Origin of the sequence: Leisingera sp. ANG-M7, assembly GCF_000813965.1 — a bacterium.
Lineage (GTDB): Bacteria > Pseudomonadota > Alphaproteobacteria > Rhodobacterales > Rhodobacteraceae > Leisingera.
This window is the reverse complement of the sequence record NZ_JWLI01000001.1, coordinates 261963-275083: the sequence shown is the minus strand read 5'-3', so window position 1 is coordinate 275083 and position 13121 is coordinate 261963. Positions and strand designations below refer to the sequence as shown.

Here is a 13121-nt window from a genome sequence, read left to right as displayed (position 1 = left end):
CGGGTGCGGTGAAATCTGCTAGGATTTTCCCACCTTCCCCGGCGCATATCCCCCGTTTCCCGTTTTGACGAGGGCGCTTGCCGTCCCTATATAGGCGGCACCCCGCGTGAAAGGCCAACATCCGTGCTCAGGTTCATATTCTCTTTCTTCGGCTCCATCTTCAGCACCATCACCCTTGGCGTGGCGATGGTGGCGCTGACCATTGGGGCCGTGTTCTGGATCTACGGGCGCGACCTGCCGAGCCATGAATCGCTGGCCCAATACCAGCCGCCGACGATCAGCCGGATCTATTCGGGCGAGGGGCACCTGATCGATGAATTCGCCAAGGAGCGCCGCCTGTTCACACCGTCGCATGAGATCCCGGATCTGGTGAAACAGGCCTTTATCTCCGCTGAGGACAAGAACTTCTACAGCCATTCCGGCTATGACGCCCGCGGTATCGCTGCGGCGGCGATCGAAGCGGTGCGCTCGCGCGGGCAGAACGTGCGCGGCGCTTCCACCATCACCCAGCAGGTGATGAAGAACTTCCTGCTGTCCGGAGACCGCCGGGCCGAGCGCAAGATCAAGGAGATCATCCTCGCCACACGGCTGGAGGAAACGCTCGACAAGGAACGCATTCTGGAACTGTACCTGAACGAGATTTTCCTCGGCCAGAACTCTTATGGTGTGACCGCTGCCGCCCAGACCTATTTCAACAAGACCCTGGGCGAGCTGGAACCGCATGAGGCGGCAACGCTGGCCTCGATGCCCAAGGCGCCGTCCGATTACCACCCCGTCCGCCAGAAGGAGCGCCTGCTGGCGCGGCGCAACTATGTGCTGCGTGAGATGCGCGAGAATGGCTATATCTCCAAGGATGTCTATGACGTGGAGGTGGCGCAGCCGCTTCGGTCTGTCCAGAACGGCGACTTCGAGGGCTTCCGCACCACGCTGCCGCCGCGCGACTATTTCACCGATGAAATCCGCCGCCAGCTGACCGAGGACTTCGGCGAGGGCGAGTTCTTCACCGGCGGCTTTACGGTGCGCGCAACCATTGACCACGACATGCAGGCCGAGGCGGCGCTGGCGATGCGCGGCGGTCTGGAGAAATACGACCGTTCCCGCGGGATCTGGCGCGGCACCGGGGTCAAGCTGGAAGAAGAGCAGCTGAAGGATGAGGCCACCTGGCGTGCGGCGCTGGAAAACACCGAGGTGTCCCGCGATATCGTGCTGGGCGGCCGCTGGTATCCGGCGGTTGTGCTGGAAGTTGGCAGCGAGAGCCTGACCGTTGGTGTCGAGCACAGTGAAGGCACAGGCACTGTCCCGCGCTCTGACATCAAATGGATGAAGGGCAGCTTTGCAGACAACTTCACCCGCGGCGACGTGGTGCTGGTCCGGGCTGAGAAGAAAGACGATGCCTTCAGCCACTGGTCGCTGCGGCAGGTGCCGGAAGTGCAGGGCGGCTTTGTTGCGATGGACGTGAACTCGGGCCGGGTTCTGGCGATGCAAGGCGGCTTCTCCTACCAGCATTCGGTGTTCAACCGTGCCACCCAGGCGATGCGACAGCCGGGTTCCAGCTTCAAACCCTTTGTCTATGCTGCAGCGCTGGACAGCGGTTACAGCCCGGCGACCATCGTCGTCGACGCACCGATTGAGATCAACACGCCGCAGGGCCTGTGGCGGCCCAAGAACTCTACCAACAAGTTCTACGGCCCGACGCCGCTGCGCACCGGCATTGAGATGAGCCGGAACCTGATGACCATCCGTCTGGCGCAGGAGGTCGGGATGCCGGTTGTGGCGGGCTATGCCGAACGCTTTGGCGTCTATGACAACATGGGCCCGTTCCTGGCAAACTCGCTGGGGGCCGAGGAAACCACGCTCTACAAAATGGTGGCGGCCTATGCGATGTTCGCCAACGGCGGCGAGCGGGTGCAGCCGACGCTGGTCGACCGGGTGCAGGACCGCTTCGGCAAGACCATCTACCGCCATGATGACCGCGACTGCGTGGATTGCTCCGATCCCACGCTGGCACCCGGTCAGGCTCCTCGTATTGTCACCGACCGGGAGCAGGTGATGGATCCGATCACCGCCTATCAGCTCACCTCGATGATGAAAGGCGTGGTAGACCGCGGCACCGCGTCGAGCGTGATCAACCTGCCGGTGCCCACCGCTGGCAAGACCGGCACCACCAACGATTCCCGTGATGTCTGGTTTGTCGGCTTCACCTCCAACATCGTGGCCGGCTGCTACATGGGCTTTGACCAGCCCCGCCCGATGGGCCGCGGCGCCTATGGCGGCACCATGTGCGGTCCGGTGTTCCAGCAGTTCATGAAGAAGGCGACCGAGAAATTCGGCGGTGGCCCGTTCGAGGTGCCGGAAGGCGGCCATTTCATCAAGATCGACCGCTACACCGGCGCACGTCTGCCTGATGGCGCCTCTGGTGCCTATGTGGTGGCGGAATACTTCCGCGACGGGGCGGAGCCGATCTTCGGCCTGACCTATGACGGCGGTTTTGCGATGGGGTCGAACCTGCCGCTGATCGAGGAAGTGCAGCAGTCCGGCCGTCAGGTCACTACTTCCAGCGGCGGCACGGCTGTGCTGGGGCCAAAGGCGACCTTCGGTACGGTCAGTTCCGGCGGGCTTTATTGATCCTGCGGCGCGCGCGGCACCAGCAGCGCGGCCTCGTGGCGCGAGGCGCAGAGGCGGGCGGTGCGCCCGCCTTCGCCGCTGTGCCAGCGCAGGTCCGGCATGATACGGAACAGCTCCTCGCGCACCGGTTCCTCCAGGGCTGAGACAGCCTGAATACCCGGGTGAAAGCTCTCGGAGGCGGCGCCTTCGGCATAGATGATCTCATGCTGGCCGAACAGCACATGCACATAGGTCACGGTACCGCCGGGTTCCCGCCGGATGGAGCGGTCGTTCAGCATATGCACGGCTGAGACCAGAACCTCGCTTTCGCCAAAAAGCAGGCTGGCCTGGGAGCCGGTGAACAGCATCCGGTGCTGCGGAGAGACCAGCAGGTCGCGCTCCGCCCCGAATTGGCCTGCCTTGATGCGGATCGGGGCGAGGTTGTCCGCAGCGGGAACCGTTGATTGGCTGATCCAGCGGACCGGCTGCAAGCCATTGTCGCGGGTCATCACCAGATCGCCCAGGCCCAGAGTTTCGATGGGGCGCAGGCCCGCAGGAGTGGCGATACGTGTGCCTGCTGTAAAGCAGATGATGTTTTCGATGCCGGAGAAATAGACCGTGCTTCCGTCCAGAAGTTTGGCACTGCCGGTCTTGCTGCCGCCGGTGTCATCGGTAATGACCAGCGTGCCCTTGTCCAGCTGGCCGTTGAAATCCAGCGTATCGCCCGAGGTTTCGCCGTCATCTCCGCCAGTGATGGTAACATCGTTACTGCCGCTGTCACCCGTGTCTTCGATAGTAAAATAATCGTCGCCAGCACCGCCGCTGGCGGAGTCCCCCTCACCGGCAATGATGCTGTCATCGCCTGCGCCGCCGTCGAGCGTATCGGCACCACTGCCGCCCTGAAGCGTATCATTGCCGCCTTGGCCATAGATTACGTCGTCGCCGTCGCCGCCGTCGATACTGTCATCCCCATCCGCAGGGTCTTCCGGCGGAACTGTGAATGTGACATCTGTGACCATGTAGTCGGAGCCGTCGGTGCCATCGGTCTGCAGGTTGGCGGACAGCACCAGCTGGTCGAAATCACCGTAGCCGTTGATGTCGATGGTGCCGGTGCCGGAGCCTGGCGTGGTCTCCGTGAAGTCGCCCTCAGCGACCAGGGCACCGTCTTTGTAAATCGCCCAATGGCCCTCTTCGCCGTAGGTGTCGGTATAAAGGTGCTTGAAAGAAAAGCTTACGTCGTCGGTGTCCTGATCGAAGTCGACGATAATTTCTTCGGATATTCCCGAAGCCTTGTCGTAGCCGATTTGCGCGTCCACCAAGCTGTCTGAATCGGAGATCGCACCGGCCACACCAAAGCCGCCGTCGTAATAGTCGATGTTGGCGGCGTTTGCGGTGCCGGACAAGTCCCTGGCGGTGACTGTAAAGCCGCTGCTGGTGTCGGTGACGTTCGAATTGCCGATGCTTTGGTCGGATTCCGTCAGCCCCGCTTCACTGCTGCTGTCGCCATAGATCGTGTCGCCGCCGCTGCCGCCTGCCAGGCTGTCACCGCCGGAGCCGCCGAACACCATGTCGTTGTCTGCCCCGGCATCGACCGTATCGTCGCCTGCTCCTGCTTCAACCGTGTCCTGGTTGCCGGAGGCACCACCTCCGCTGCCGTTGTCGATCTGGTCGCCGTCCGCATCGGTATAGCTGCTGTCGATGGTGTCGGCGCCGCTGGTGCCCTCCACCGGGCCGTCCGTGTCTGTATAGGCAGGCGGGCTGTCGGCCGTGGCGGAACTGAAGGTGTCAGGCGGTCCGTAATCCGGAACAAAATAGACGTTTCCGTCAGTGGCCAGATAGTAGACGCCCGGTTCCACCTCGTTGGTATAGGGCGTGCCGCCGTGCGTCCCGCTCCAGCTCCAATTGCCGGCCCCCAGGTTCTGGTCGGTGGTAAAGGAGGAATAGGTGGACGTGATCGTATCGCCGTGATCGAGCGATCCGTCTCCAAGCTGGACAAGATATCCGCTGGGCATAATCCCAATTCCCCAAAATGCACGGCGGGCCAGGCTGCCCGCGCGATCCAATGTTCAGACTTCAGCAGGCCGCGTTAATTCTGCGTATTTACCGGATCAGATACCGCGCTGCATTTTAGATGCATTTTCTGCATCTCCCTGCGCCCGCCGGGACATGCTGGCCGCTTGCCCGCGGCGCAAGGGTGGTTTATCACGCAGGCCTGATCTCAGATTGCAAGGACCTCCCATGCGCGCGGAAACCCAGAATATCGTCGCAGACATCGAGAAATCGCTGGAGCTGCTGGCCCAGCGGTTGAACTGGGAAACTGCCGAATACCGGCTGGAGGAGTTCAACGCGCGGGTCGAAGACCCAAACCTGTGGGACGATCCGGAGGCGGCACAGAAGCTGATGCGCGAGCGTCAGGCCCTGGTGGACTCCATTGATACCTACAAGGGCATCAAGCAGGATCTGTCGGATAACATCGAGCTGATCGAACTGGGCGAGATGGAAGACGATGCAGAGGTGATCAAGGACGCAGAAGCTGCTCTGGCGGCGCTCAAGGAGAAGGCGGCCGAGAAGGAGCTGGAAGCGCTTCTGGACGGCGAGGCGGATGCCAACGACACCTTCCTGGAGATCAACGCAGGCGCTGGCGGCACCGAGAGCTGCGACTGGGCCTCGATGCTGGCGCGGATGTATGTCCGCTGGGCAGAGAAAAAAGGCTACAAGGTCGAACTGCAGTCCGAAAGCGCAGGCGACGAGGCGGGCATCAAGTCCGCCGCCTACAAGATTTCCGGCCACAACGCCTATGGCTGGCTGAAATCCGAAAGCGGCGTGCACCGGCTGGTGCGGATCTCGCCCTATGACTCGGCGGCCAAGCGGCACACGTCGTTCAGCTCCGTCTGGGTCTACCCGGTCGTGGACGACAATATTGAGATCGAGGTGAACCCTTCTGATATCCGCGTTGACACCTACCGCTCCTCGGGCGCAGGCGGTCAGCACGTGAACACCACTGACTCGGCGGTGCGGATCACCCACATTCCGACCGGCATTGTGGTGACTTCGTCCGAGAAGTCCCAGCACCAGAACCGCGACATCGCCATGAAGGCGCTGAAATCGCGACTCTACCAGCAGGAACTGGACCGCCGCAACGCCGCCATCAACGAGGCGCATGAGGCCAAGGGCGACGCCGGCTGGGGCAACCAGATCCGTTCCTATGTTCTGCAGCCCTACCAGATGGTGAAGGACCTGCGCACCCAGCATGAGACTTCTGACACCAAGGGCGTGCTGGACGGTGATCTGGACGGCTTTATGGCCGCAACCTTGGCGCTGAACGTGTCCGGCAAGAGCCGCGCTGATGCGCAGGCTGAGGATTGATCCCTTCGCCGCCCGCTTCGGGCGGCTTTCGGAAAGAGGAGGGGCAGCCTGCGCGGGCTGCCCCTTTTGTTTTGGCTGGCACTGCCAAGGGCGGGGCGGCAGTTAAATCATGCATCTGTAAAGCATTTTATTGCGCGGGTTTCCCGGCTAGGCTCAAATGAAGCATTTTTGATGCTTCATTTTGAAAAGGACGCAGGCCATCCGTAACAGGACAGAAAACCGGGCCTGCCTGAGGGGAGGAGCAGCGTCATGTCACCTGAAAAGCCCTTTGGCGTGCCGCCGCTGCAGCCGGTCACGACGCAGATGCTGTTCGAGGCACTGCGCCGCGGATGGGCAGACTTTCGCAGAAAGCCGCTCTACGGGCTGTTCTTTGCGGCGGTCTATGTGCTGGCAGGCTGGGTGATGGCTTGGATAACCGTGCGCACAGGCACCACCTACTGGCTGGTGCTGGCGGCCATCGGCTTTCCGCTGATCGGTCCCTTTGCCGCGGTTGGCCTTTATGAAGTGTCGCACCGGCTGGAACAGGGCAGGGGGATCGCAGTCGGCCGGATCCTGGGCGTGGTGCTGCAGCAAAGCCGCCGCCAGCTGCCGTCGATCTGCGCCATCATCGTGGTGGTGTTCCTGTTCTGGTTCTTTCTAGGCCACATGATCTTTGCCTTGTTCCTGGGGCATGCGACGATGACCAACATTTCCACCTCGGCAGAGGTGTTCCTGACGGCCAACGGGCTCACCATGCTGGCAGTCGGTACCGTGGTGGGGGCAATGTTTGCGCTGCTTCTTTACATGATCACGGTTATTGCGCTGCCATTGCTCCTGGACCGCGAGGTGGACTTCGTTACCGCCATGATCACCAGTTTTCAGTATGTGCAGCAGAACTTCACAGTGATGATGGTCTGGGCTGGAATGATCGCGGTTCTGACCTTTGCAGCGCTGCTGCCATGGTTCCTGGGACTGTTCCTGGTGCTGCCGCTCTTAGGCCACGCCACCTGGCACATCTACAGGCTGGCTGACGCGGGTTAGCGTCAACGAAAGGGTTGGGTGGTGTTCAGCAGGCGGCGGTGAAAGGGCAGCAGAGCATCCTCGTCAGCAAAACCCGCGCTGCGCGCGGCGGCCAGAACCTGAGACGTGTCGCGGCCCAGGTGTTCATAGACCATTCGCGTCACCCGCTCCCCGGTACCGCTTTCCCGGACAGTGCGGGCAACATATCCGGACCAGAAGTTGTTCTGCAGGGATGCCACCCGTGCCAGGTAGTTGAACGAGTATGTCATTGCCTTGCGCCGGGCGATGACAAAGGCGACGCCGTCCTCGTGGCCGCTGACGTAGCCGCGGAATTCGCGAACCCCGGGGCTGGCCGGCAAACCCTGGCTCAGCATCGCCTCCTTTGCCTCGAACCCCTTGATATAGGTGACGCTGCCTGAGCGGAACACGTAGACGAGGCCGATAACGAATTTCTCTTCATTGATGAAACTGCGGCGCGTGAAACGGTAAAAACCCGAAGGGAAAAACTCCTCGGTCAGCTGCTGAACTCCATGGCCAAGGAAATCCGCCAGAAACGCGCCGTTTACGACCTGACCTGCCTTTGAAAGCGTATCCACCGGATCCAGCAGGATACGGGCGTCCACGTCAAAGAACCGGCAAATGCGGTCGAGAATATCCGGGCGCGGAAAACTCTCGCCAGACAGGTAGCGGTTGAATTGCGTGCGGTTGATTCCGAGCTGGCGCGACAGCTCTGAAATCGACCGGTACTGCCGCGCCAATTGACGCAAGTTCGCGCCAAACATGTTCCTCAGGTCAGCTGGAGAGCGGTTCTGGCTGTTCATTCGGGGTCCTGATGGTTCGGCATTTACGTAGAATTTTCCCTTTTTGCCGGTAGGTTATGCCAGTTTCAGGCATCAGCACATCGATCTGTGCACCCATATCGCGTCAGGGGTGTCTCTAGTTCACGTCAGGAGGCTATCCGAACTGACACAAAATGCAATAGCGGGACTCGTTTTTTGTCATGTTGGCGTCAGCTCAATTGCTTCAGAATTGGAGGGCGGCAATACGAGGACTGGTATGATTGGAGTCATTTTATGGAGTGACGCTCCCCTGACCAAAGCCGTGATCTGGTGCGATGACCAGGGGGACCTTGCTTTTTTTACAAACAAGGCTGGAACAGAGTGTGCTGAACTCAATCCGGGGGACTGGGTTGAATTTGATATAACCCTGAGTGGCAATATCAGAGTTGCCGAAAATCTCGCTATTGTGCTGGAGCAGGGAAGTCCTGATCTGGCGGACCGGTTGAGTGAAACAGCGGAGTGCAAGACGGCTGATGCCGTCAGTCAGGAGCAGAAAGTCGTTCCCTTCCCGCTGCAGGCAGCAGAAAAGCGGCGCGTTTCCGCACCGCTTCGCAACATTCAAGGATAACGCCGGCCCTTCAAGGGCCGGTGCCGGGATCAGTTCCCGCGCAGCAGGGCGGCGACGCCGGTGCGGGCGATCTCGGCCAAACCCAGCGGGCGCATCAGATCGGCAAATGCATCGATCTTTTCCGGCGCACCGGTGATTTCAAACACAAAGCTGTTCAGGGTGCTGTCGACCACATTGGCGCGAAAGATATCCGCCAGCCGCAGCGCCTCGACGCGTTTGTCGCCTTCGCCTGCCACTTTCAGGATTGCCAGTTCGCGCTCCACTGCGGCGCCTTCGACTGTCAGGTCATGCACGTCGCGGACCGAAACGATCCGACCCAGCTGTGCCTTGATCTGCTCAATCACCTGCGGCGTGCCGGTGGTGACAATGGTGATGCGCGACAGGTGGCCGGTATGGTCCACCTCCGCCACAGTGAGGCTTTCGATGTTGTAGCCGCGGCCCGAGAACAGGCCGATCACCCGGGCCAGAACGCCGGGTTCGTTTTCCACCAGCACCGCAATGGTGTGGCGCTCCTGCACGTCCGAAAACGTCGGGCGCAGGTTGTAGGCGGAGTGGCGGTTGGAGCCTTTTTTGATATGCAGGGCAGACATTCGTGGTCTTCCTCTCGTATGTCGGTGCCAGGAAATTCGAATTTCCTGGCAAATTCCTTCGAAGAAATTTGCGGCGCCGCCGCGGTTACACCAGCACTGCGCCGCCGGCCTGGATGACGCCCTGCGTCTCCGCCTCGCCCAGCAGCATCTCGTTATGCGCCTTGCCCGACGGGATCATCGGGAAGCAGTTCTCGTGCTTCTCGACCAGGCAGTCAAAGATCACCGGACCGTCGTATTCGATCATTTCAATGATCGCATCATCCAGGTCCTTGGGATCGCTGACGCAGATGCCCTTGCAGCCGAAGGCCTCGGCGAGCTTCACGAAATCGGGCAGCGCCTCAGACCAGCTGTGGCTGTAGCGCTCGCCGTGCAGCAGTTCCTGCCACTGGCGCACCATGCCCAGGCGCTCGTTGTTGAGGATGAACTGTTTCACCGGCAGGCGGAACTGCACCGCGGTGCCCATTTCCTGCATGTTCATCAGCCACGAAGCTTCGCCCGCGACGTTGATCACCAGCGCATCCGGGTGTGCCATCTGGGCCCCGATCGAGGCCGGGAAGCCATATCCCATTGTGCCGAGGCCGCCGGAGGTCATCCAGCGGTTCGGGTCCTCAAAACCCAAGTACTGCGCCGCCCACATCTGGTGCTGGCCGACCTCGGTGGTGACATAGCGGTCACGGCCCTTGGTCAGTTCTTCAAGGCGCTGCAGCGCATACTGCGGCTTGATGGTCTTGTCCGAGTTTTTGAATGACAGGCAGTTCACCGCGCGCCATTCGTTGATCTGCTTGTGCCACTTGTCCAGGGCCTCGCGGTTCACCTTGCGGCCGCGCGATTTCCAGACCTTCAGCAGGTCCTCCAGCACATGGGCGACGTCACCGACAATCGGGATATCGACCCGGATCACCTTGTTGATCGAGGAGGGGTCGATGTCGATATGCGCTTTCTTCGACTTCGGGCTGAATGCGTCGATGCGGCCGGTGATCCGGTCATCGAAACGGGCGCCGATGTTGATCATCAGGTCGCAGCCGTGCATCGCCATGTTGGCCTCGTAAAGGCCGTGCATGCCCAGCATGCCCAGCCAGTTCTTGCCGGAGGCCGGATAGGCGCCGAGCCCCATCAGGGTCGAGGTGACCGGAATGCCGGTGGCGTCCACCAGTTCGCGCAGCAGCTGGCTGGCCGCGGTGCCGGAGTTGATGACGCCGCCGCCGGTATAGAACACCGGGCGCTTGGCCTTTTCGATGGCCTCAACCAGCTCGGTGATTTCTTCCATGTCACCTTTGACCTGCGGCTGGTAATGCGATGCCGAAGGTTTCGGCCCCTGATACTTGCCATTGGCAAACTGCACGTCTTTGGGAATGTCGACCAGAACCGGGCCTGGGCGGCCGGATTTGGCGACGTGGAAGGCTTCATGCAGGGTGCCAGCCAGTGCATCGGTGTCCTTGACCAGCCAGTTGTGCTTGGTGCAGGGGCGGGTGATACCGACGGTATCGGCCTCCTGGAAGGCGTCGGAGCCGATCATAAAGGTCGGAACCTGGCCGGTCAGAACCACGATCGGGATCGAGTCGAGCAGCGCGTCGGTCAGGCCGGTGACAGCATTGGTGGCACCGGGACCGGAGGTCACCAGCACAACACCCGGCTTGCCGGTGGAGCGGGCATAGCCCTCCGCCGCGTGCACCGCGCCTTGTTCATGCCGCACCAGGACGTGGCGGATGTCATTTTGCAGAAAGATCTCGTCATAGATCGGCAGCACGGCGCCGCCTGGGTATCCGAAGACTACGTCCACACCCTGATCCTTCAAGGCTTGGACAACCATCTTTGCGCCGGTCATTTCACGTGTCATCTGCTTTTTGCTCCAATTGGCGGCATCGTCCGTTACGCATAAAAAAAGCCCCCGATTTCTGGTCGGAGGCGCATGGGTTCGATTATGGTCTACCGTTACCGGCCCATGCGCTTGGTTCCTACGATTACGACTAGGGTGGTCACTGCCACAGGCTCCTCTTTGCGTTGCGGGCGACATTATGTCTGCCGGGCAGGGGCGTCAACCGCGAAAGCTGTCAAAAAACACCTGTTCAGGGACATTTTCTTGCTCACACCCAGGGGTGCGGCGAAATTTCCGCGAAAATGACGGCGCGTGCCGGTGCGGATTCGTTCAAAACCGGCACTCCCATGTCCCGTTTGTGCCAGATCAGCCAAACCGCAGCGGGCAAGCTCACTTAAAAAGAGGCGACAGGGAAGGACATGAATATGGCTGAACTTGCAGATCTGGTGGACCTGGGGCGCTATCCGATCGACAGGCCTGGCTCGCCCGCCTATGCGCGGATGATGGCGGACGTGCAAAGCGAGCTGGAAGCTGACGGTTGCGCGGTGCTTCCGTGCTTTGTGCACCCGGACGGCATCGCCAGGCTGGCGGCCGAAGCTGATACCGTGGCAGATCAGGGGCACAAGTCGTTCAGCCGCACCAACGCTTACTTCTCCAAGGACGATCCGTCGCTGCCGGAAGACCACCCGGTGCGCCAGTTTTATGACCGCTCCAATGCCTTTATTCCGGCGGATAATTTCGGCGCGGCCAGCCCGCTGCGGACGATTTACGAATTTCCCGGCTTCATGCCCTTCATCCGCGAGGCGCTGGGGGAGCCGGAGAACCGTTTCTTCCGTTATGACGACCCGCTGGCGGATGTGATCATCAACATGGTCGAGGAGGGCGGCGGCTTCCCCTGGCATTTTGATACCAACAACTACACGGTCACGCTGGCGATCCAGAATGGCGATGCTGGCGGCGATTTCGAATACGCACCGATGCTGCGCACGCCCACGGATGAAAACTACGACGGCGTTGCGCGGGTGCTGGCGGGCGGCTCGCCCCTTGTGCGCAGGCTGGTGCTGCAGCCGGGCGATCTGCAGATCTTCCGTGGCCGATATTCATTGCACAGGGTGGCTCCGGTGGAAGGGCCGCGCAGGAGGTATGTCGGCATTTTCTCCTTTGTCGAGACTGAGGGCATGTGCGGCGGGGTGGAGCGCACCCGGCAGCTTTACGGCCGCGTCCTGCCGCGCCACTACGAGCGCGAAGGCCTGCGCGCGGACGCGCTGCGGGACTGACAAAAACGGGCGCCCCGGGGGGAGGGCGCCCGGACGGGCACAACGATGTTGCGGCAATGCCGGGGATTACTCCGTCAGCGCGTTATGCCCGAAATACAGGAACTCCTTGTCCATCCCCTGCACATCCGCCGCCGCCAGCGACAGAGAGGCGCCGTCCAGCATCTTGTAGCTTTTCTGCTCCTTCACCCAGGTGTCGGCGGGCTGCAGCGTCGACAGCGTATAGGTGGTGGTCTCCGACAGGTAGTGGGTGGGGATCACCGCCTTAGGCTGGATCCGTTCCACCAGCGCGTTGGCCTGCTCATAGGACAGGATGTGCTCAGAGCCGTCGACCGGCAGGGTCAGCACGTCGATACGCCCGATGGCGTCCCAGAATCCGTCTGCCGGGTCGGGCCGGTTATCGCCCCAGATCAGGGTGCGGATGCCGCCGGTCTCAACCACATATGTCACCATATCCATGTGGCCAGGGTTGTTGGGCGGGCAGGCCTCGACCCCGAACTCGGCCAGGGCGTTGGTCCAGGGATACCAGCCCGGCGCGACGCAGGCGTGTTTGTCGGCGTAGCCAGTGATTTTGAGGTCCGCGAACTCGAACGTGCCCACCATCCGGTCCAGCACCATGGTCGATTGCGGGCGGTCGATGGCGTCATGGTCGAAATGAGTATGGGTGGACATGGTGATATCCACCAGTGTCTCCGGGAACTTCTGCTTGAACCATAATCCCCAGGCACCGGAGGGGTCATCCCGCCACGGATCGAAAAGGATCGAGGCGCCGCCGGGAGAGGTGATCTTGATCGCGCAATGGCCGTAGAAATCAATCTTTACCTCGCCATCGGCAAAGGCGGACATGTTCTGCAGATCGATCACATGGTTGTTGTTGCCGGGCTGCAGCCAGTCGGTCGATTGCGCCTGTGCGCTGGTGGTGCCCAGCAGGCTGGCGGCTGTTCCGACGCCTGCAGCACCTGCGGCGGCAAAGAAGCTGCGCCGGGACAGGCCGGGCGCCAGGTCATCCTTGCGGCCGTCCAACCTGGCCGGTTTCAGCTCTTTCTTGTGCTCATCCATTGGTTC

Annotated in this window: 10 protein-coding genes; 5 read left to right on the top strand and 5 right to left on the bottom strand. The window is 61.3% G+C overall.

Annotated features, from left to right (window positions below):
- The first annotated feature begins 123 nt into the window (after nucleotides 1–123).
- Nucleotides 124–2625 carry a penicillin-binding protein 1A gene (locus RA26_RS01345; RefSeq protein WP_039178730.1) on the top strand — a complete coding sequence of 834 codons (2502 nt, stop codon included), beginning with the start codon at nucleotides 124–126 and terminating at the stop codon, nucleotides 2623–2625.
- Here RA26_RS01345 and RA26_RS01340 read toward each other — a convergent pair.
- Nucleotides 2619–4616 (bottom strand): Hint domain-containing protein, encoded by a 1998-nt coding sequence (locus RA26_RS01340; RefSeq protein WP_039179898.1) that lies wholly within the window; start codon nucleotides 4614–4616, stop codon nucleotides 2619–2621. The genes RA26_RS01345 and RA26_RS01340 overlap by 7 nt on opposite strands.
- A 226-nt stretch (nucleotides 4617–4842) precedes the next feature.
- Here RA26_RS01340 and prfB point away from each other — a divergent pair, with 226 nt between their 5' ends.
- Together prfB and RA26_RS01330 are read left to right on the top strand one after the other, a co-directional pair.
- Nucleotides 4843–5970 (top strand): peptide chain release factor 2, encoded by a 1128-nt coding sequence (gene prfB, locus RA26_RS01335; protein WP_039178728.1) that lies wholly within the window; start codon nucleotides 4843–4845, stop codon nucleotides 5968–5970.
- Between the two features lie 249 nt (nucleotides 5971–6219).
- Nucleotides 6220–6990: a DUF2189 domain-containing protein gene (locus RA26_RS01330; RefSeq protein ID WP_039178726.1), complete on the top strand. Its 771-nt coding sequence runs from the start codon at nucleotides 6220–6222 to the stop codon at nucleotides 6988–6990.
- A 2-nt stretch (nucleotides 6991–6992) separates the two neighbouring features.
- Here the strand turns inward: RA26_RS01330 and RA26_RS01325 are convergent, their stop codons facing one another.
- Nucleotides 6993–7790, bottom strand: a complete 798-nt coding sequence (locus RA26_RS01325) for a helix-turn-helix domain-containing protein (RefSeq protein ID WP_082015730.1) — start codon at nucleotides 7788–7790, stop codon at nucleotides 6993–6995.
- A 235-nt stretch (nucleotides 7791–8025) separates the two neighbouring features.
- Between RA26_RS01325 and RA26_RS01320 the strand changes: the two genes are divergently transcribed.
- Complete coding sequence (locus RA26_RS01320) at nucleotides 8026–8376, top strand: hypothetical protein (RefSeq protein WP_039178724.1); 351 nt, start codon at nucleotides 8026–8028, stop codon at nucleotides 8374–8376.
- 29 nt (nucleotides 8377–8405) lie between these two features.
- Here the strand turns inward: RA26_RS01320 and ilvN are convergent, their stop codons facing one another.
- Together ilvN and RA26_RS01310 are read right to left on the bottom strand one after the other, a co-directional pair.
- Nucleotides 8406–8966, bottom strand: a complete 561-nt coding sequence (gene ilvN, locus RA26_RS01315) for an acetolactate synthase small subunit (protein ID WP_019296778.1) — start codon at nucleotides 8964–8966, stop codon at nucleotides 8406–8408.
- An 85-nt stretch (nucleotides 8967–9051) separates the two neighbouring features.
- On the bottom strand, nucleotides 9052–10803 hold the full coding sequence (locus RA26_RS01310) for an acetolactate synthase 3 large subunit (protein WP_039178721.1): 1752 nt from the start codon (nucleotides 10801–10803) through the stop codon (nucleotides 9052–9054).
- 404 nt (nucleotides 10804–11207) lie between these two features.
- Here RA26_RS01310 and RA26_RS01305 point away from each other — a divergent pair, with 404 nt between their 5' ends.
- Nucleotides 11208–12059: a HalD/BesD family halogenase gene (locus RA26_RS01305; protein ID WP_039178718.1), complete on the top strand. Its 852-nt coding sequence runs from the start codon at nucleotides 11208–11210 to the stop codon at nucleotides 12057–12059.
- Between the two features lie 66 nt (nucleotides 12060–12125).
- Here the strand turns inward: RA26_RS01305 and RA26_RS01300 are convergent, their stop codons facing one another.
- Nucleotides 12126–13115, bottom strand: coding sequence for an MBL fold metallo-hydrolase (locus RA26_RS01300; RefSeq protein WP_039178716.1), 990 nt, complete (start codon nucleotides 13113–13115; stop codon nucleotides 12126–12128).
- Nucleotides 13116–13121 lie beyond the last annotated feature (6 nt).

Coding starts and splice junctions, on each gene's coding strand:
- RA26_RS01300 (WP_039178716.1), bottom strand. CDS start 13,115: ATGGATGAGCACAAGAAAGAGCTGAAACCGGCCAGGTTGGACGGCCGC.
- RA26_RS01305 (WP_039178718.1), top strand. CDS start 11,208: ATGGCTGAACTTGCAGATCTGGTGGACCTGGGGCGCTATCCGATCGAC.
- RA26_RS01310 (WP_039178721.1), bottom strand. CDS start 10,803: ATGACACGTGAAATGACCGGCGCAAAGATGGTTGTCCAAGCCTTGAAG.
- ilvN (WP_019296778.1), bottom strand. CDS start 8,966: ATGTCTGCCCTGCATATCAAAAAAGGCTCCAACCGCCACTCCGCCTAC.
- prfB (WP_039178728.1), top strand. CDS start 4,843: ATGCGCGCGGAAACCCAGAATATCGTCGCAGACATCGAGAAATCGCTG.
- RA26_RS01330 (WP_039178726.1), top strand. CDS start 6,220: ATGTCACCTGAAAAGCCCTTTGGCGTGCCGCCGCTGCAGCCGGTCACG.
- RA26_RS01340 (WP_039179898.1), bottom strand. CDS start 4,616: ATGCCCAGCGGATATCTTGTCCAGCTTGGAGACGGATCGCTCGATCAC.
- RA26_RS01325 (WP_082015730.1), bottom strand. CDS start 7,790: ATGAACAGCCAGAACCGCTCTCCAGCTGACCTGAGGAACATGTTTGGC.
- RA26_RS01320 (WP_039178724.1), top strand. CDS start 8,026: ATGATTGGAGTCATTTTATGGAGTGACGCTCCCCTGACCAAAGCCGTG.